At 68.0% G+C, this 17658-nt stretch carries 12 protein-coding genes; 4 read left to right on the top strand and 8 right to left on the bottom strand.

Annotated elements, in window-relative coordinates; all coding sequences use genetic code 11:
• The first annotated feature begins 92 nt into the window (after positions 1 to 92).
• Both ACEN8U_RS24990 and ACEN8U_RS24995 read left to right on the top strand, forming a co-directional pair.
• A complete protein-coding gene (locus ACEN8U_RS24990) occupies positions 93 to 1076 on the top strand; it encodes a PRC-barrel domain-containing protein (RefSeq protein ID WP_310110524.1) in 984 nt (327 codons plus the stop codon).
• On the top strand, positions 1073 to 2329 hold the full coding sequence (locus ACEN8U_RS24995) for an MFS transporter (protein WP_310110523.1): 1257 nt from the start codon (positions 1073 to 1075) through the stop codon (positions 2327 to 2329). The genes ACEN8U_RS24990 and ACEN8U_RS24995 overlap by 4 nt, the downstream gene beginning before the upstream one ends.
• Positions 2330 to 2580: 251 nt before the next feature.
• On the opposite strand, the gene ACEN8U_RS25000 is transcribed toward ACEN8U_RS24995, so the two are convergent.
• Positions 2581 to 3948 (bottom strand): MFS transporter, encoded by a 1368-nt coding sequence (locus tag ACEN8U_RS25000; RefSeq protein ID WP_310110522.1) that lies wholly within the window; start codon positions 3946 to 3948, stop codon positions 2581 to 2583.
• Positions 3949 to 4024: 76 nt separating this feature from the next.
• A complete protein-coding gene (locus tag ACEN8U_RS25005) occupies positions 4025 to 5197 on the bottom strand; it encodes a M20 aminoacylase family protein (RefSeq protein ID WP_310110521.1) in 1173 nt (390 codons plus the stop codon).
• Positions 5198 to 5324: 127 nt separating this feature from the next.
• On the opposite strand from ACEN8U_RS25005, the gene ACEN8U_RS25010 reads away from it, so the two are divergent.
• A complete protein-coding gene (locus tag ACEN8U_RS25010) occupies positions 5325 to 6275 on the top strand; it encodes a LysR substrate-binding domain-containing protein (RefSeq protein WP_310110520.1) in 951 nt (316 codons plus the stop codon).
• 45 nt (positions 6276 to 6320) lie between these two features.
• Here ACEN8U_RS25010 and ACEN8U_RS25015 read toward each other — a convergent pair whose 3' ends face one another.
• A complete protein-coding gene (locus ACEN8U_RS25015) occupies positions 6321 to 7214 on the bottom strand; it encodes a LysR family transcriptional regulator ArgP (protein ID WP_310110519.1) in 894 nt (297 codons plus the stop codon).
• A 97-nt stretch (positions 7215 to 7311) separates the two neighbouring features.
• On the opposite strand from ACEN8U_RS25015, the gene ACEN8U_RS25020 reads away from it, so the two are divergent.
• Positions 7312 to 7932 (top strand): LysE/ArgO family amino acid transporter, encoded by a 621-nt coding sequence (locus ACEN8U_RS25020; RefSeq protein WP_310110518.1) that lies wholly within the window; start codon positions 7312 to 7314, stop codon positions 7930 to 7932.
• Positions 7933 to 7964: 32 nt separating this feature from the next.
• Here the strand turns inward: ACEN8U_RS25020 and ACEN8U_RS25025 are convergent, their stop codons facing one another.
• From ACEN8U_RS25025 to wecB, 5 genes are all read right to left on the bottom strand, one after another.
• Positions 7965 to 8948: a hypothetical protein gene (locus ACEN8U_RS25025; RefSeq protein WP_310110517.1), complete on the bottom strand. Its 984-nt coding sequence runs from the start codon at positions 8946 to 8948 to the stop codon at positions 7965 to 7967.
• 34 nt (positions 8949 to 8982) lie between these two features.
• Positions 8983 to 11670 carry an NfrA family protein gene (locus ACEN8U_RS25030; protein ID WP_310110516.1) on the bottom strand — a complete coding sequence of 896 codons (2688 nt, stop codon included), beginning with the start codon at positions 11668 to 11670 and terminating at the stop codon, positions 8983 to 8985.
• Complete coding sequence (locus tag ACEN8U_RS25035) at positions 11667 to 13832, bottom strand: glycosyl transferase family protein (protein ID WP_310110514.1); 2166 nt, start codon at positions 13830 to 13832, stop codon at positions 11667 to 11669. Before ACEN8U_RS25035 ends, ACEN8U_RS25030 begins: the two co-directional genes overlap by 4 nt.
• On the bottom strand, positions 13829 to 16066 hold the full coding sequence (locus tag ACEN8U_RS25040; protein WP_310110513.1) for a cellulose biosynthesis cyclic di-GMP-binding regulatory protein BcsB: 2238 nt from the start codon (positions 16064 to 16066) through the stop codon (positions 13829 to 13831). Before ACEN8U_RS25040 ends, ACEN8U_RS25035 begins: the two co-directional genes overlap by 4 nt.
• Before the next feature lie 282 nt (positions 16067 to 16348).
• Positions 16349 to 17578, bottom strand: coding sequence for a non-hydrolyzing UDP-N-acetylglucosamine 2-epimerase (gene wecB / locus ACEN8U_RS25045; protein WP_310110512.1), 1230 nt, complete (start codon positions 17576 to 17578; stop codon positions 16349 to 16351).
• Positions 17579 to 17658 lie beyond the last annotated feature (80 nt).

The following is a 17658-nucleotide window of genomic DNA, read 5'->3' on the forward strand; positions in this document are numbered from 1 at the left end:
ACGGGACCGCCCGGCGTCGCGGGTTAAACTCTTGGCCGTACTGTCCAACCGCGGCCCTTTGCCGGCCGCCCCGGTCCATGGAGTTCCCCCTGATGAGTGGCGGCTTTTCGCTTCCTGCCTGGCGTCAAACCCTTCTCGCCGCGTTCGCGCTGCTGGCGCTCGTCGCGCTGTCCGGCTGCAGCAGCCTGCTCTGGGGCACGCAGCAGGCGCCGATCGTCGAGGCCACGGTGATGCCGGTCGAAGCCGCGAGTGCGCCGGTGGCCGCTTCGGCGCCCGAGCCCGTCGAGACGGAAGCCGCCGAGCCGGAGCAGCCGAAGAAGCCGAAGAAGCCGGTCGTCAAGCCGCACAAGGTCGAGCCGCCGCCGCCCGTCGTCGCGCCGCCGCCTCCGCCGCCGCCTCCGCCGCCGCTGATCCTCGTGCGCACCATCGAGCGCAACGACGCCCATACGCTGCTCGACAGCCAGGTGCAAAAGCCCGACGGCAAGGTCGTCGGGCGGGCGGTCGACATGATTGCGGACGCGAGCGGCAAGCCGCGCGAAGTCGTCGTGAATCTGCAAGGCTTCCTGGGTGTCGGCGACCGCAAGGTCAACTTCGCGTGGAACGCGTTCCGCTTCACACCGGCGGCGAAGGCCGCGCCGATCACGCTGAACCCGTCGGCGGTGCCGGTTAATCCCGCCAGGTCGAATGCCGCGATGCAATTGCCGGTGATCGACGCGACCGTCGAGCGCGCGAACGGCGCGAAGGTCGGCCGGGTGATCGACGTGCTGATCGACGCGAGCTCGCAGCCGCAGGCCGTGGTGCTCGACGTGAACGGGATGGTCAGCACCGAGCGGCGCACGATTGCCGCGAACTGGTCGGCGCTGCGCTTCGTCGCGAAAGACAAGGAACTGCATCCGCAAATCGATCTGAGCGATGCGCAGATCAATGCGGCGCCGCCCTACGCGAGCGACAAGCCGATTCGCGCCGTGTCGCCCGCGCCGGCGGCTGCACCGGCGCCTGCCTCCGCCGCCGCTTCTGCGGCGCCCGCGGCCGCGGCGACATCCGCGGCGGGTTCCAACGCACGGGCGGTCCGATGACGGGCCGCACTCTCGTTACCGCGCGAAGCCTGCGCGCGCTCGACTGGCTGAACTTCTTCGTGGCCAACGTGCAAACGGGCTTCGGTCCGTTCATCGCGTCGTATCTGGCGTCGCACAAATGGACCCAGGGCGAGATCGGCATGGCGCTCTCGGTCGGCACGATCAGCGCGATGGTGAGCCAGGTGCCGGGCGGCGCCGCCGTCGATGCGTTGCGCAACAAGAAAGGCGCGGCCGCATGGGCCATCTTCGCGATCATTCTGAGCGCGGTGCTGCTCGCCGCGAGTCCGACGGTGCTGCCGGTGATCGCGGCCGAGGTGTTCCACGGCTTCGCCAGCTGCATGCTGACACCGGCGCTCGCGGCGATCTCGTTCGCGCTCGTCGGGCGCGCCAATCTCGGCGACCGGCTCGGGCGCAATGCGCGCTGGGCGTCCATCGGCAGCGCGGTCGCGGCTGGACTCATGGGCGTGTTCGGCGAATACTATTCGCCGCGCGCCGTGTTCTGGCTGACCGCCGGGCTCGCGGTGCCCGCGCTGATCGCGCTTTCGATGATCCAGCGCACCGACACCATCCAGCTGCCGAAAGCCGCGCCGACGCCGGAGCAGACCGAGCGGCGCGAGAGCCTGCGCGAATTGCTGCGCGACAGGCGCATGCTGCTGTTCGCCGCGTGCATCGTGCTGTTCCATCTGTCGAATGCGGCAATGCTCAATCTCGCCGCGGGCGAAGTGACCGCCGGCATGGGCGACAACGTGCAGCTCGTAATCGCGGCGTGCATCATCGTGCCGCAGGCTATCGTGGCGATGATGTCGCCGTGGGTCGGGCGATCCGCCGAACGCTGGGGGCGCCGGCCGATCCTGCTGCTCGGCTTTTCCGCGCTGCCGGTGCGCGCGCTGCTCTTTGCCGGCATCAGCAGCCCTTATCTGCTCGTGCCCGTGCAGGTGCTCGACGGCCTGAGCGCGGCCGTGTTCGGCGTGATGCTGCCGCTCGTCGCCGCCGACGTGGCGGGCGGCAAAGGACGCTACAACCTGTGCATCGGCCTCTTCGGGCTCGCGGCGGGCATTGGCGCGACCTTGAGCACGACGGCGGCGGGCTTTATCGCCGATCATTTCGGTAACGCGGTGGCGTTTTTCGGACTCGCCGCCGCCGGCGCGCTGGCTGTCCTGCTGGTGTGGGCGGCGATGCCCGAGACGCGCGACGCCGCCGCGGAAGAGAACGGCGAAACGGTGGCGGGTGAAGGGAAACCGGCGGCGAGATAAGGACTGGCTGCGGGGCACGCCGCCGGCCGCTGCGGAATTACCCCCGCGGAATTACCCCGCGGAATTACCCCGCGGAATTACCCCGCGGAATTACCCCGCGGAATTGCCGCCGCCGAAGCACCGTCGCCGGAGTACCGCCGCCGAAGTACCGCCGCGCAAGCACTGCGGCGCAAGCCAGGCATGACACCCTTGCGCCAGCCGGACCGGCGCCCCGGCCGCCCCGGCCCGCCCCGGCGCTGACCAACAGCACCTCAGTCGATCGCGCGCCCTGCCGTCTCGCGCATGAACGGCAGCGGCAACAACGACACCAGTCCGCAGCCGATCAGATACCATGCCGGCGCCAGGTTGCTGCCGGAAATCTGGATCAGCCAGGTCGCGAAAAACTGCGCGAATCCGCCGAAAATCGACACGCCGAGGCAGTAGACAATCGACATCCCCGTCGCGCGAATCTGGCGCGGAAAGAGCTCCGGCAGCATGACGATATTGGGGACCGCCGTGAACGCGACCAGCACCGCGAGTCCGGCGACCACGGCGAGCAGCACCGGCACGGTCGGCACTGTGTTGATCATCATGAAGGCCGGATACACGGCCGCGATCAGCAACACACGCGAGACCCACAGCACACGCTTGCGCCCGACGCGGTCCGACAGCGCCCCCGCGAACGGCGAACACACCACCGTCACCGCGGCGGCGGTCCATGCCGCCCACAACGCCGACGACATCGGCAGGTGCAGAATGCGGATCGCGTAGGTGGACAGATAGAACAGCACGATGTAGTTCGCCGCAGTTCCGCCGATGGTCGTCACGACGCCGGTGGTGATCACGCGCGCATGGTCGCGAAAGAGCTTGCGCACGGGCAGCGTGGTCTCGGCGTGAGCGCTCGCGAGCGTGCTGCCGTCCTCGACGCCGGGCAGCGTCTCATTCAGATGACGCCGGATATAGATGCCGATCGGCCCCATCGCCATGCCGATCACGAACGGCACGCGCCAGCCCCAGCTTTCGAGCGCCGCGGTCGACAGCGCCGCGGCGAGCGCCACGCCCAGCAGCGAACCGCACACCGTGTTCAGGCCCTGGCTCACGAACTGCCAGCTGCCGTAGAAGCCGCGCGTGTTATCGCTGCCGTACTCCATGAGGAGCGAGGTGGACGCGCCGACTTCTCCGCCCAACGCGAAACCCTGAATCAGGCGCGCGACGATCACGAGCAGCGGCGCCGCCATGCCGATCGCGGCAAACGTGGGCGCGAACGCGATGATCGCCGAGCCGAGCGTCATGAGCCACAGCGTGAGGCTCATCGCCGCCTTGCGGCCGGCGCGGTCGGCGTAAGCACCCAGCACGACGCCGCCCACCGGGCGCATGATGAAGCCCACGCCGAACGTGCCGACGGCCAGCATCAACTGCGCGAGCTGGCCTTCAACGGGAAAATACAGCTTGCCGATGATGGTCGCGAAAAAGCTGTAAATGGTGAAGTCGAAAAACTCGAGGCCGTTGCCGAGCGTGATCGCGGCAATCGCCTTCGCGTGGCCCGCGCGTGGCACAGGGCGCGCGGCCTGCGCGAGGCGGGTCTCGTCGTCGCTCGACGCGTTGTGCGCGGCGGTTTGCGGTGCGGCTGAATAGTTCATCCGTGTCTCCATGATCTTTCTGGTGTCCGTGCTGCCCGTGCCGTCGTGCGGCTTGTGCGGGCTGCGAGCCGTCGCTTCAGACGAGGAACGTCTCTGCGAGCCTCACCCAGTACGCCGCGCCGGTCGCGAGGCATGCGTCGTTGAAGTCATAGCCCGGGTTGTGGACCATGCAACCACCTTCGCCGTCGCCATTGCCGATGATCAGGTAGCTGCCCGGGCAGCGTTCGAGCAGGAACGCGAAGTCCTCGCTGCCGGTGAGCGGCTGCATGTCCCGGATGACGCCCTCTTCGCCGAGCCAGTCGAGCGCGACCTGCCGCGCGAGATGGGTCATCTCCACGTCGTTGACGAGCACCGGATAGCGGCGCTGATAGTCCACCTTCGCCCGCGCGCCGTATACGGCCGCCTGTCCGTATGCGACCGCCGTGATGCGTTCCTGCAGATGGTCGCGGACCTCGGGCCTGAGCGCGCGCACCGACAGGCGCATTTCGGCGGTTTCGGGAATCACGTTCGGCGCGTCGCCGGCATGAATGGCGCCGACGGTGATGATCGCCATGTCGAGCGGCGCGATATTGCGCGACACAATGGATTGCAAGGCGAGCACGATCTGCGCGCAGACCACGACCGGGTCGACGGCCTTATGAGGCACCGCGCCGTGACCGCCGCGCCCGGTCACGGTAATGATCACCGTATCCGACGAAGCCATGAACGAACCCGGCAGGAATCCGAACTTCCCCGTCGGGAAGCCCGGCATGTTGTGCATGGCGAACACCGCGTCGCAGGGGAATTGCTCGAAGAGCCCGTCTTCGAGCATTTTGCGCGCGCCCGCGAGGCCCTCTTCGGCCGGCTGGAAAATCAGATTCAGCGTGCCGTCGAAGCACTTCTCGCGCGCCAGATGCTGCGCGGCGGCGAGCAGCATGGCCGTGTGGCCGTCGTGACCGCATGCGTGCATCTTGCCGGGCACCTTGCTCGCGTACGGCAGCCCGGTCGTTTCGTGGATCGGCAGCGCATCCATGTCGGCGCGCAAGCCGAGGCGCCGCGTGCCGCTGCCGACTTTCAACTGACCGACCACGCCAGTCTGGCCCAGCCCGCGATGCACGCTGTAGCCCCACTCCTGCAGGCGTTCGGCGACCAGATCGCCGGTGACGTGCTCCTCGTAGGCGAGCTCCGGATGCGCGTGGATGCGGCGCCGCAGCGCGATCATCTCGTCTTCGAGTTCGGCGATGCCTGCGGGAATGACCATGGTGTTCACAATCCGTCTCCTTTTATCAATGCACATGAGTGCATTGACCCAGCATAGCCATGCGTTTTTTTGAGAGGCAGGCGTAGAATCGTCACGGCAGCAACTGCTGGTTGCCACCTTACGTGAAAACCCTCGAATGAAACTCCATCAGCTCAGCACCTTGGCGGCGATTGCGGATACCGGAAGTATCCGGGCCGCCGCGCGCACGCTCGGGCTTTCGCCCGCTGCCGTCACCAAGGCCATGCGCGAGCTGGAGGCGGATCTGCACGCGCCGCTCGTCGTGCGCAGCGCGAGCGGCGTCGCTTTCACGGAGTTCGGCCGCACGCTCGTCGTGCACGCGCGCGTCGTGCTGGGACAGCTGCAGCGCGCGGAGGCGGAAATCGAGGCGATGCGCGGCGCGGCGGCGGGCAAGCTGTCGATCGGCGTCACGCCGTGGGTCGCGCTCACGTTCCTGCCGGCCGCCGTGCAGCGCTTTCGCCGACGCATGCCGGAAGTGCAGCTGGAGTTTTTCGAAGGTCTGCTCGCCGTCGTGCAGCCGCGCCTGCGCGACGGCAGCCTCGATTTCTCGATCGGCCGTCCGCCGCCGGCGTCGCCGGCCTCGGAGTTTCACAACACACCGCTCTTTTCGACGCACTCGGCGGTGGTCGCCCGGCGCGATCATCCGAAAGCCGGTTGCCGCACGCTGCTCGAACTCGAAGACGCCGAGTGGGTGCTGAACTGGGACCCCGCAAGCCGCGAGTCGATCTCGGACAACCTGTTTCGCAAGCGCGGCATGCGCGTGCCGCACACCATTCATCTCGCGCATTCGCTCGCGGTCGTGCTCGGCTTGCTCGCGCATACCGACATGCTGAGCATCTTTCCGTGGCCGCTCGTCGAGGTGACGCTCGCGAAAGAAAACCTGTGGGCGCTGCCGCTGCGCGAAACGGTCGACGAAACCATCGTCAGCATCACCGCGCGCCGCGGGGCGCCCGCGAGTCCGGCCGCCACCTGTTTTCTGGACTGCCTGCGCGAAGTGATCGACGAAGGCGCGCGCTCGCAGGACCCGGAGCAGCGGCGCCTCTTTCACTCCATCGAGCTGCTGTTCTAGCCGCGCGTCATCAGCCCGCGCAATGCCCGGGCCGGGCGCCCGAACCTAATCGAGAAACTCGGCCGCGCGCTCGCGCAACACCGCGCCGAAATCGTCGAGCCAGCCAATCGACAGACGCCAGCTCTGCCAGTACAGATCGACGTCGATAGGCTTGCCCGGCGCCATCGGCACGAGTTCGCCGCTCGCGAGGTGCGAGGCGATCATGCGCTCGGGGCACATGCCCCAGCCGAGCCCCGTCACGCAGGCACGCAGGAATCCGGCGACGTGCGGAATCCAGTGCAGCGGCGGGTCCACGTCCGCCCGCGTGATGCGGCGCATGAAGCGCTTTTGCAACTGATCCTTCGGATTGAAGTCCATGCACGGCGCGCGGCGCAGAGTGTCGCGCGTGACGCCGTCCGCGAAATGACGCGCGAGAAACGCCGGCGAACAGACCGCGAGGTAACGCATGCGTCCAAGCCGCGTGGAGCGGCAGCCTTGCACCGGCTCGGCCTGGGTCGTCACCGCGCCCTGCACGCTGCCGTCGCGAATCCGCTCGGCGGTGTGATCCTGATCGTCGATCACAAGGTCGAGCAGCATTTGACGCTCCGCGCAAAACGGCGCCACGGCGTCGATGAACCACGTGCCCACGCTATCGTCGTTAACCGCCACCCGCAGTGTCGGCCACGCTTTCACGAGACCGCCCGGCAAGGCGGGCACGCGGCCGGTCAGCTCCGCTTCGAGCAGTTTCACGCGTTCGGTATGGCGGCACAGCAACGCGCCCGAGTTGGTCGCGACACACGGCTGGCCGCGCTTGACGAGCACGCTGCCCACCCGCTCCTCGAGCAGCTTGACGCGCTGCGAGACCGCCGACGGCGTGACGTTCAGTTCGCTGGCCGCGCGGTCGAACGAACCGTGGCGCACGACGGCGGCGAGCGCGTCGAGCAACGCATAGTCGAGCATTAGCGTTCCTTAATCGGCGTTAGCTAAATTAGCTTCTCTTATACACCCAAGATCCGCAGACTAGCGAGGTTCGCTTCTCCCGTCTACTGGATCGACTATGAACTGGCTGGCTTTTTCTCACGGCGCGGCGTTATGCGCGTCGCTGATCGTGACCATCGGCGCACAGAACGCCTTCGTTTTGCGGCAAGGCATCATGCGCTCGCACGTCGGCAAGATTGTGGCGTTGTGCGCGCTGTCGGACTGCATTCTGATCAGCGCGGGCGTGGGCGGCGCGTCGGTGCTGATGGAGCGCTACCCGGTCTTCGTGCACGTGATGCTGTATGTCGGGCTCGCCTACCTCGCGTGGTTCGGCATCAACGCGCTGCGGCGTGCGGTGCGGCCCGGTCACGCCGTGATGGACGCCGGCTCGAACGCTGCGGCCCCAGCCGCCCAACGCGCGATGCCGATCATTCTCATGACGCTCGCCTTTACGTGGCTGAATCCGCATGTGTATCTGGACACCTTTTTGCTGGTCGGCACGGCGGGCGCGCGCGAGCCGGACGGCGCGCGCGTCGCATTCGCCGTCGGCGCGATGGCGGTGAGCTGTGTCTGGTTTATCGGCCTCGGCTACGGCGCGCGCGCGCTCGCGCCGCTGTTTCGCCGCGCCGGCGCGTGGCGCGTGCTGGACGGCGCGATCGGCAGCATGGTGTTGTTGCTGGCGGTCACGCAGTTGCGGTGAGGCGGTTGGGCCTTGGCACTAACTCGTCGGCACTAATTCGGCGACCGCGCAAGCGTCAGCAATTCCTGCACGAGCTGAGCGGACACATAGTGCGGACCGTCGAACAGATAGACGCGATGGCCGCGGTACGCCTGCAACTGCGGCGCAAGCTCCGCGGCGCTCGCCGGGCGAAACGCGCCGCCCGCGGCGGGGCGAAACGCTTCGGCGATAATTCTCACGCGACGCGCACCGAGCCGCGCAGCCAGCGCGTCGGCATACGCGCGGGCGGCCGCCGGACCGCGCGTATACAGGCCGCAGCCGTCCTGGAAGAACACGCCCACGTCATGCGGCAGCCAGCCGTCGAGCCACGTGGCAAGCGCCTCCCCGCCGATATTCGAATTATCGTAGACGCTGATCCACAAAGGCCGCGGCAGCCGGTCGAGCAAAGGTCCGAGCGCCGCCGCGCCTGGCCATGTCGGATCGACTTCGACCGGAAAGTAATAGCCCGCCACGCGAACCGGCGGCCGCGCGGCGGCGAGCCTTTGCGATTGCGCGATCAGCTGTGCCGCCTGGGCGCGCGCCGACGTCTCGTCGAAACGGCCGGCAAGACCGACGATCACGTTGCGCGCCCACGGCTCGTTGGCAATGCGTGTCCAGTCGGGCAAACGGCGCGCGGTGTCGAGGCCATCGGGCACCGCGGGAGCCGAAGAGCCGGAACGCGCCGCTGCATTCACGCCCGGCAGATAGGCCGTACCGTCCACCGCTGTCCACTGCACCAGCAGCTCGCTAATGCCGAGGCGCTCCCAATCGCCGCGCGGGTCGAGGTGACCGGCGTCGGGTTGCCACACGATGCCTTGTGCGAGGCTGTCATCGCCGGCGGGGCGGGTTGCACAGCCGCCGAGCAATGCGCTCAACGCGCCCGCGGCGAGCAGCGCGCGACGGCGCGGCGAGTGCAGAAAGCGCGGCGCGCCCGGCCACGCCGCCTGCGCGCGGCCAGTTGGGAAATCGGACATCGTTTTGTCGTCAACCTTCGACATGACCCTCAGTACTTCGAAACAGCGACGCGCCGGCTCAATACGCAAACACAGCGCCGAAGAAAACGCCGCGGGCGCGATCGTCGCCGGTGATTTTCAGCCGGTACTGTACCGACAGATCGACAAACGAGCGCGGCGCATCGTACTGACTGTCGCGGAACCAGTAGCGCGTCGAGATGCCGACGCCCGCACCGAGCGGAATGCTGTGGTCGATGCTCGAATCGTAGTCCGCCCCCACCACCAGATACGGGAACACCGTCCATTTCGGACTATAGCTGTCCATGCGGAAGGTGCGGCCCATCTGCAGGTTGGTGGTGGCATACACAGAGCCCGCGTTCAGATAGGCGCCCGTCTCCGCGTAGAGGCGCGCGGTCCACCATGCCGGCACGTCCACGCGACGCTCGGTGCCGAAGCCGCCCGAATACGCGAGGCGCGCGAGCCAGTCGGGATTCACGCGCGAGCCGATTGGAATGATGCGCTCGAACGCGACGATCGCGTCGATCTGCGTGAACGGTTTCGCGCGCGCGCCGAGGGTCGCCTGCAAGGTATCGACGCCGGTGGCGCCGCCGTTCTTCACGCCGAAGCTTTCGTAGCCGCGCGCATAGACCTCGAACATCCGCTCGCCGAGGCTGCCGAACGGCCGCCAGTAGGCTTCCACGCCGCCCTGCCAATTGTTCGATGTGCCTGGCGTCGGCGACGAGGCATAGCCGGGCTGCATGCCCGAGCCGCGATAATTGAGCGACGCGTTAAAACCCCAGTTCCGTGTGACGTCCGCGTGCGCGCTGCGCAGGTCGTTCAGTTGCGCAGGCGTCGGGGTGGGCGTGGTGCTCGCCGTCGGCGTGGCGACGCTTTCGCTATCCGGCAGGGGTGCCGCACTGGCGTCGATGGCCCGCTTGAAATACTGCGCGGCCTCGCTGTTGCGATGCGCATGCATCGCCGCATAACCGGCATCCGCGGCCGCGCCGGGCGGCAATGCGCCGGCCTTGTCGGCCATGCTGAAGCGCTCGTAGGCCACGCGGCCGTTGCCCGCGCGTTGCGCGATGTAGGCCGCCGGCATATCCGGCAGCGCGTCGAGCATGCCCGCATCGACCATGTAGCGCGCCTGATCGTCGGCCTCGCGTGTGTCGCCTGCGGCCACCAGCGTATTGATCAGTTCCACGCGATGCTGCGGATCGTCCGGCGCAGCTTGCACCGCTTCGCGCGCATCGCGCAGCGCGGCCGCCTGATCCTTCGCCGCCGATGCCTTCTGCGCAGCGCGCGCCGCGGCAAACCCCGGGTCGGCCGGATGCACATAGCAACTCGAGCCGTATTCGTCGAGCAGACATTCGATGATCGGCCGGCGCAGCGGATCGAGCGAACTCGCGACCGGATGCGTCAGCGCCGCCCGCGCCCGCGCGCGCCGCAGCGCGATGGCGGCGTCCGTGTCGTCGCCTTTGGCGGATAACGGGGCAAGCACGTCGAGCGCGCGCTGCGGCTCGCCGGCGGCGATCCGTACGTCGGCGATGATCGTGCGCGCCACGCGCTGGTCCTGCTCGCTCGCGTGGTTCGCCTGCAGCACGCGGGCGAAATCCGCTTCCGCCTCCGCCATGCGCCCCTGGGCGGCGAGTGCATAGCCGCGCAACGTGAGCGGCATGAGCGACGCGTCATCGGCGGAGTGACCGACGCCGGCGACGCTGCCCACACTGGCGGCACTGGCCGCGCTTGCAGCAGCTTCGACGGCCGGCAGATCGTTCGCGGCGAAGAGCGCGTCGATCAATTGCAGCCGGTAGCCGATGCGCTCCGGCGCATAGGAGACGGCGTCGCGCGCGAGCGCCGCGGCGCGTGCGAAGTCGCCCTGCTGGCGCGCTTCATACGAGGCCGCTGCGGACTTCGGCGCGAGCCGGCTGCCGATGAAACCACGCCGCAAGCGCAGTTCGTCGTTATCGCCGAAACGCTTCACCGCGTCGAGGTCGGCGGCCCACGCGCCGGCATCGTCGCCGGACGCGCTCGCCGCGTCGATCAGCAGCAGATGCAGGCGCAACAGATCAGGGCGCAGCGCGAGCGCGTCGTTTGCATACTTCACGGTCGCCGCGAAATCTTTCGCCGCATACGCCTTGTAGGCCTGCTGGGCGGCGATCAGCGCCGCGCCGCTCAACGCATTCGGATCACCCGCCTGCTGACGGCCGCCGCGCGCCACCGCGCGAGTCGACGCGCTCAACGCGTCGATCTGCTTGCGTCGCGAGGTCAACGCGGAGTCCGGACCGAGTTGCGCGATGGCGTCCCCGAGCGAATGGCTCGCCTCGCCATAACGACGCTGCGCGGCGAGCGAATTGGCGAGCAGCACGCGCAGCGACACCACGTCGGGCCGCTGGCGAATGGCCTCACGCGTTCGCGCGACGGCGCCCGCATAGTCGCCGCGAGCGTACGCGGCGTACGCCTCCTGCGCGACACGGTAAGCCGCGCCGCTCAGCGGCAGCGGGTTCTGCGCGGACGTCGCCCCGCTCTGCGCGTGGGCAGTCGACACCACGCCTAACGCGCCCGCCACCGCGACTGCCGCAATCGCGCGCAGCACGAATGGGGTTGCACCGTTGCGAAGCCGGCATGGGTCCGCATGGCCCGCATGGCCCGCATGCGTTGCGTCGCCCCTACCGCGCGTCGCTGCAAAAAGCCCCCGAAAACGCGGTGAAACCGGAGCCGCGCCCGTGCACGGCGCGTCGATGCGCCGCCTGAGAATCGTGTCGATCATTCTGTCGCCGCCAACGCGGCCTGCAGGCGGCGCTGTTCCTGGATTACGTTGTCGAGCGCGGCAAGCGAGATCACCTCGCGCGCCACCATATAGTCGCCGATGCGGCCATGCCGGTCCGGACGATAGTGTTGCAGCGCGGCTTCGAAGTCCTCGCGGCGCACATGCCCGTGTTCGATCAGCAGATCGCCGATCAGCGGCACGCTGCGCGCGGGCGCGTGGCCAGCGTTCGCGCCCGCCTCCGCCGGCGCAGAAATGTCCACGCCGCGCAGCACACGCAAGCCCGCCGCAATTTCGCCTTCGCGCACGATCTGCTCGACCACCGGCCCGTCGATTAGCGCGCTCAGCTCGGCGATCACCTCGTCGGCAAGCGGACTCGCCGTCAGAAGAATCGTGCGGCCCTGCGCGGCGTCGATTTGCGGCAGCACGCGGTGCCGCACGACCGTCTCGAGCGGCAAACACGCGGCGTCGTCGCGAAGGCGCTCGAGGTCGAGCCGGCCGCGCGGCAGATCGGTCTGGAACGCAATCGCTTCGGCGAGCGTTTCCTCGTCGAGCCAGCCCTTGGCCATCAGCACGCGGCCAAGCGGCGCCTCGCGCGCATGACTCTCACCGAGCGCGGCTTCGAGCCTGTCGGGATCGATGGCCTGCCACGACAGCAGCAGTTCGCCGAGACGCTGACGACGATTGTTGAACCCATCCGCCGACGGAAAGTCGTGCATGGTCTTGTCCCACGCGAGACGCTTGCCCGTCGCGAGGTGCACGATGAACATTTTCCACGCGCGCGCGACGGCCATGAAATTGATGAAGTTGCCGACCACCATCCGCGGCACGGACAACACGCCGTGCTCCCAGCCATACAGACGCGTAACGAAGTAAATGCGCTGCACGACGCGCAATACGAGCGCCACTGCGTTGGCCCACAGGAGCGCACGCAGCCACGGCGAGTCGGCGAAAGGCGAGGCGATCAGCTCGGGCATGAGGCCGAGAAGACTCGCGCCCGCGAACAGCAGGAATTGCACCACGAGCGCATACGCAATGATGCCGACGAACGCGGTCACGACGCCCTTGCGGTCGCGAAACAGCAGATAGCGATTCGCGAGGGAACCGGTCCAGCCCGTCTGCTTCCACCCTTGCAAGCCGATGCCGAGCGTCCAGCGCGCGCGCTGACGATAAGCGGTGCGAAACGTATCGGGGAAAAATTCGCGCACGCACAAAGGCATCGTCACGGTAATGTCGCGTTCGGCGCCGAAGCCGAACCAGGCCTTGCGGCGGGTCGCGAACTGCACGGGAAAGCGCGCGAAAATGGACTGCATGCCCATTTTCGCGAGACGTGCGCCCACGTCGTAGTCTTCCGTGAGACTCTCGGTGTTGAACGGTTGATTGTCGGTCTCCGCAATCAGCGACAGCAGCGCGCGCCGCGAGAAACACGTGCCCACACCCGCCGACGGCACCGAGCCCACCAGACTCTCGCGCACCACGAGGTCTTTGGCGTGCCACTCGGCGAACTCGTCCATGTAAGTGCCGGCCACGAGCTCGAACCAGTTGCGCTCGAGCGACGCGACCGGCAACTGGATCATGTCCTTGCGCGGCAGCAGGTAATTGAAAAAGCGCAATTCAACGGGATGCAGCACGTCCTCGCTGTCGTGCAGCACCACGCCCGCGAATTCGATGCCCGCCTCGCGCTCGTAAGCGAAAATCGCCTGAATCACCCAGTTCAGGCAATCGGCCTTGCAGGTCGGTCCGTCGTGCGGCACTTCCACGCGGCGCAACTGCTTGTAGCGGCGGCGCATGCGCTCCACTTCGGCGATGGTCTGCGGATCGTTCTGATACGTGCCGACGAACACCACATAGTTGCGGTAATCCATCACCCGCACGAGATCTTCGATCATCGCCGCCACCACGTCGTACTCGTGCCACGCCGGCACCATGATCGCGAGCGGCTGCTCTTCGCGCTCGTAGAGCTGCGCGGCCGTCAGCGGCTTATAGGTGCGCTCCACCGTCAGGCGGCGGTACAGCATGCGGCTCCAGTACCAGAGATCGATGAACAGATCGTCGATACTGGAGAGCACGATCAGGAACGCCACCAGCGCGGCGACGTATTCCAGCCCGTGGTAGTAGTGGGCTAACGCGTAGCCCGCATACCATTTGATCAACGCGATGCTCACGACTTGTCCCGGTTCCTGCGGCGCGCGATGTTCGCGATCAGCAGCAGCACGAGCAGTAGCCCGATCAGCGCGGCCGGCACGCCCCAGCGCACCCAGCTTTGCATGATCCACGGCCCGTCGATGTCGCTCGCGTCGACCACCTGCCCCGGATGACGCGTATCGAACTGGCGCAGCGTGCCGCTGCCGTCGACAATCGCGACGTCGCCGCGCGAGAGCTGCAGCGAAGCGGGCAACACCGCCGGCGTGTCGCCCACCGTACGGTAGGACACGCCCTGCACGCCGCCCGAACTCACCACCTCGATCACGCCGACGCGGTTCAGGCCCGAGAGGTCCGCGAGCATCTTGCCCGACGGATCGGTGAACGACAGGCGGTCCTTCGCCAGACGCGCGATGCTCTTTTCGTCGGCGAGCGCAACGTCCGCGGCGAGAAACGCGCCTTGTGGCTTCACCGCATCGCCGTCACGCGCGACGCTGAAGCCCGCGCGCGTCGGCGCAATGCCGCTCGCGTTGGCGAGACGCGCGATGCGCGGCAGCGCCTCGGTCGCGTTGCCGAGATAGGCGGTGGGCACGATGACTTCCGCTTGCGACGCAAAGCGCGCGACCATGCCGGTGAAATCGTCGCCGAGGGAGGCGTCGGCAAGACGCAAGTGACTGCTCGGCAGAACCGCGATCGGATGGCCCTGATCGCGCGCGCGGCAGCCGCCTTCCGGCTGGCGCTGGAATTCGACGCGCACCTGGTTGCGCGGCGCAAGCGCGAAGCGCGGCACGTGCGCGGTGATGCGCTGCAGCTTGCCGTTCGCGTTGAGCAGCTGCGAGCCGATCAGCACGTCGTTGAAATACACAGAGGCGGTCTGCCCGGAGTTGTCGAGCGTGGGCGCCGCAGCCACGTCGAGCACGACGGCATCCGGCAGCTTGCCGTTGCCCGAGGCCGCGCCGAGGTCGAAGCTCGCGTCCCAGTTCGCGCGCACCTGCACATCGAGCGTGCGCGGCTCGCCGCCGAGCAGCGACAGCGCGATCTGGTCGCCGCGCGTATCCGGCGCATTGTCGATCTGATGGACGACGAGGCGGCTCGCCACGTCGATGGGACGCCAGGTATGCGCGAGCACCGCGACGCCGTCGTTGTCGCCGACCACGATGGCCGTCTGCCCGCCCACATGCGCGACGCGCACTTCGCCGGCGGCGAGCGGCTGCGCCACCGGATCGACGGCGCGTGCGCGCCAGGCGTCGAAAGCCTCCGCCGCCGCGGGCGAGACGCCGGCCACCTGTTCACGCAAGGCGTCGAGCGAGGTCTTCAGGCTCGCGCGCAGCGCATCGTCGGCGACGATCACGTCGGGTGCAAAGGCGGCGCCGGGCGCGAGCGCGACCAGCGCGCCGGCTTCGGCGGGGTTCGCGAGCTTGTGCGAGCCGCCCGCGGCAAGCGCGGCAAAAGCGGGAATCGCGCGCAACGGCGCCGGCACGTCGACGTTCGACAGATCCACCGTGTCGCCGGCGGCGGGCCACGCGCGCGTGGCCGGCGTGCGGCCGTCGCGCTGCAGCAGCGCCTCGACGCGCCAGCCGGCGTTGAACGCGGGCGCGGCGACGCCGCGTGCGCTCACCATCACGACCGGCTTGTGCGGCAAGGCGCTCCACGCGCCGCGCAGATCGACAATCGCTTCGGGATCGTAGCGATAGGTGAGGCGCGAAGTCGGCGCGATGCGCCAGACATTGCCGATCGCGGTCTGGTCCGCGCAGATGTTGTCGTTGATCAGCGACGACCAGTCGAGACCGACGCGCACGAAGCCGCTCGGCCGTGGAGCGCCGTCCACGCCGAGCGTCGCGGAGCCGTCGCCCTGCTCCTGCGCCGGGCTGCGCGAGAGCACGGGCGAGCCGTCGAGCGAAACGAGCATCGTGGTGCGCCCGCCGTTGCCGCGCAGATAGCTGCCGTCGATCTGCAAACTGGCGTCCGTGAGCGGCACGCCGGCCGGCACCGGCAGATACAGTTCCTGGCGGGCGTCCGGGGCGCGCAGCACGAGCGGCTCCCGCATGCCGAGTTCGGCGAGCGAGATGCTGCGGCTTGCCAGACGGCCGTGGCCGAGCTGCGCAAAGCTCCCGGCGATGTCGGCGGGTTGCTGGGCGTGGGCGCTGAAGGCGAACAGCAGCAGCGCGGCGCACGCGGTCAACTGCGAGCCCGGAAAGCCGGCGCGGCGGGTCGGGCGGGCCTCGCGGGCCTGGATTCGTAGCGTAGTGAGCATCATGTTGTCTTGATCTGGATGAGCCTGCGGGCGGCAAAGCGGGCGTTGCCCGGCATGGTTGAATGAGCGCGCGGTAAGGCGGCAAGCTGCCGCGGTCTGCCGTGGGCGGCGCAATCTGCCGGACTTCGACGGCCGCCGCGGGGCATGCCCCGTTTCGCCAGTCGTCCTGTCCGTGATATCGGCACGCGCGCGGCTTCTCTGAAACCCCGACCTGTGTTTGCGTGCGTCATTTGCGTGCCGTGTTTGCGTGTCCTTGGCAAAGACCGCCTGCGCGCTCGCGCTTCTTTACTTAGCGTACTCGGTCGCGCGGAGGCGCTGGGCCGCCGCATCAGCCATCGCATCAGCCGTCGAGCTCGCCGGCGAAACGTCCGCCGCGGCGGGCGCGAACTCGTCGAACGGACGCCCGGTCAGCGCGGCCACGATGCGCCGGGACGCCTCGCCGTCACCATACGGATTCATACGATGTGCGAAACGTTCGCGCTCGCGCGGGTCGTCCACGAGCGCACTGACGGCGCGCACAATCGCCTCGCGCTGCGTGCCGACGAGGCGCACCGTCCCCGCCGCGACTGCTTCCGGACGCTCGGTCACGTCGCGCATGACGAGCACCGGCTTGCCGAGTGCGGGCGCTTCTTCCTGTACGCCGCCCGAATCCGTGAGGATGAGCGACGCACGCTGCATCAGGCGCACAAAGCCGAGATAGTCGAGCGGATCGATCAGATGAACGTTGCGCCGTGCGCCGAGCGATGCCTGCACCGGGCCGCGCACGTTGGGGTTCAGATGAACCGGATAGATGATCTGCACGGTGCCGAGGTCGGCAAGATCGCCGAGCGCCGCGCAGATGTTCGCGAAGCCCGTGCCGAAACTCTCGCGACGGTGGCCGGTGACGAGCAGCATGGGCCGCGTGCCGTCGATAAACGGCAGACGCGCATCGAGCGACGCGCGCAAGGCCGCGTCGCCGTCGATCCGCGCCGCCGTCAGATTCAGCGCATCGATCACGGTATTGCCGGTGACGACGACGCGGCCCTGCAACGTCTCCTCCGCGAGCCGTTCCTTCGAACTCGGAGTGGGCGCGAACAGCAGATCGCTCATTACATCGACGATGCGGCGGTTCATTTCTTCCGGCCACGGCTGCGCGAGATCGCGCGTGCGCAGGCCCGCTTCGACGTGGCCGATCGGAATGCGGCGGTGAAACGCGGCGAGCGCCGCTGCGGATGCCGTGGTCGTATCGCCGTGCACGAGCACGCGATCGGGTTGCACGCTCGCGAGCACCTCGTCGAGCGAGGCAATCAGACGCGACGCGAGGCCGTTCAGCGTCTGGTTCGCGGTCATGACCGCGAGATTGTGATCCGGCTCGATGGCGAAAAGCTCGAGCACCTGGTCGAGCATCTGCTGATGCTGGCCCGTGACGCACACCACGGAGTCGATTCCCGCATCGGCCTCCATCTGCTTGATGAGCGGCGCCATTTTTATGGCTTCCGGCCGCGTGCCGAAAATCGACAATACTTTCGTTGACATAGCCACCCCCGGCCCGTATTGATTTTATGCGTGACGCCCCGTGGGTTGCGGCATGACGAAACATTGCAATGCGCGCACCC

Origin of the sequence: Paraburkholderia phenoliruptrix (assembly GCF_047325075.1) — a bacterium.
Classification (GTDB): domain Bacteria; phylum Pseudomonadota; class Gammaproteobacteria; order Burkholderiales; family Burkholderiaceae; genus Paraburkholderia; species Paraburkholderia phenoliruptrix.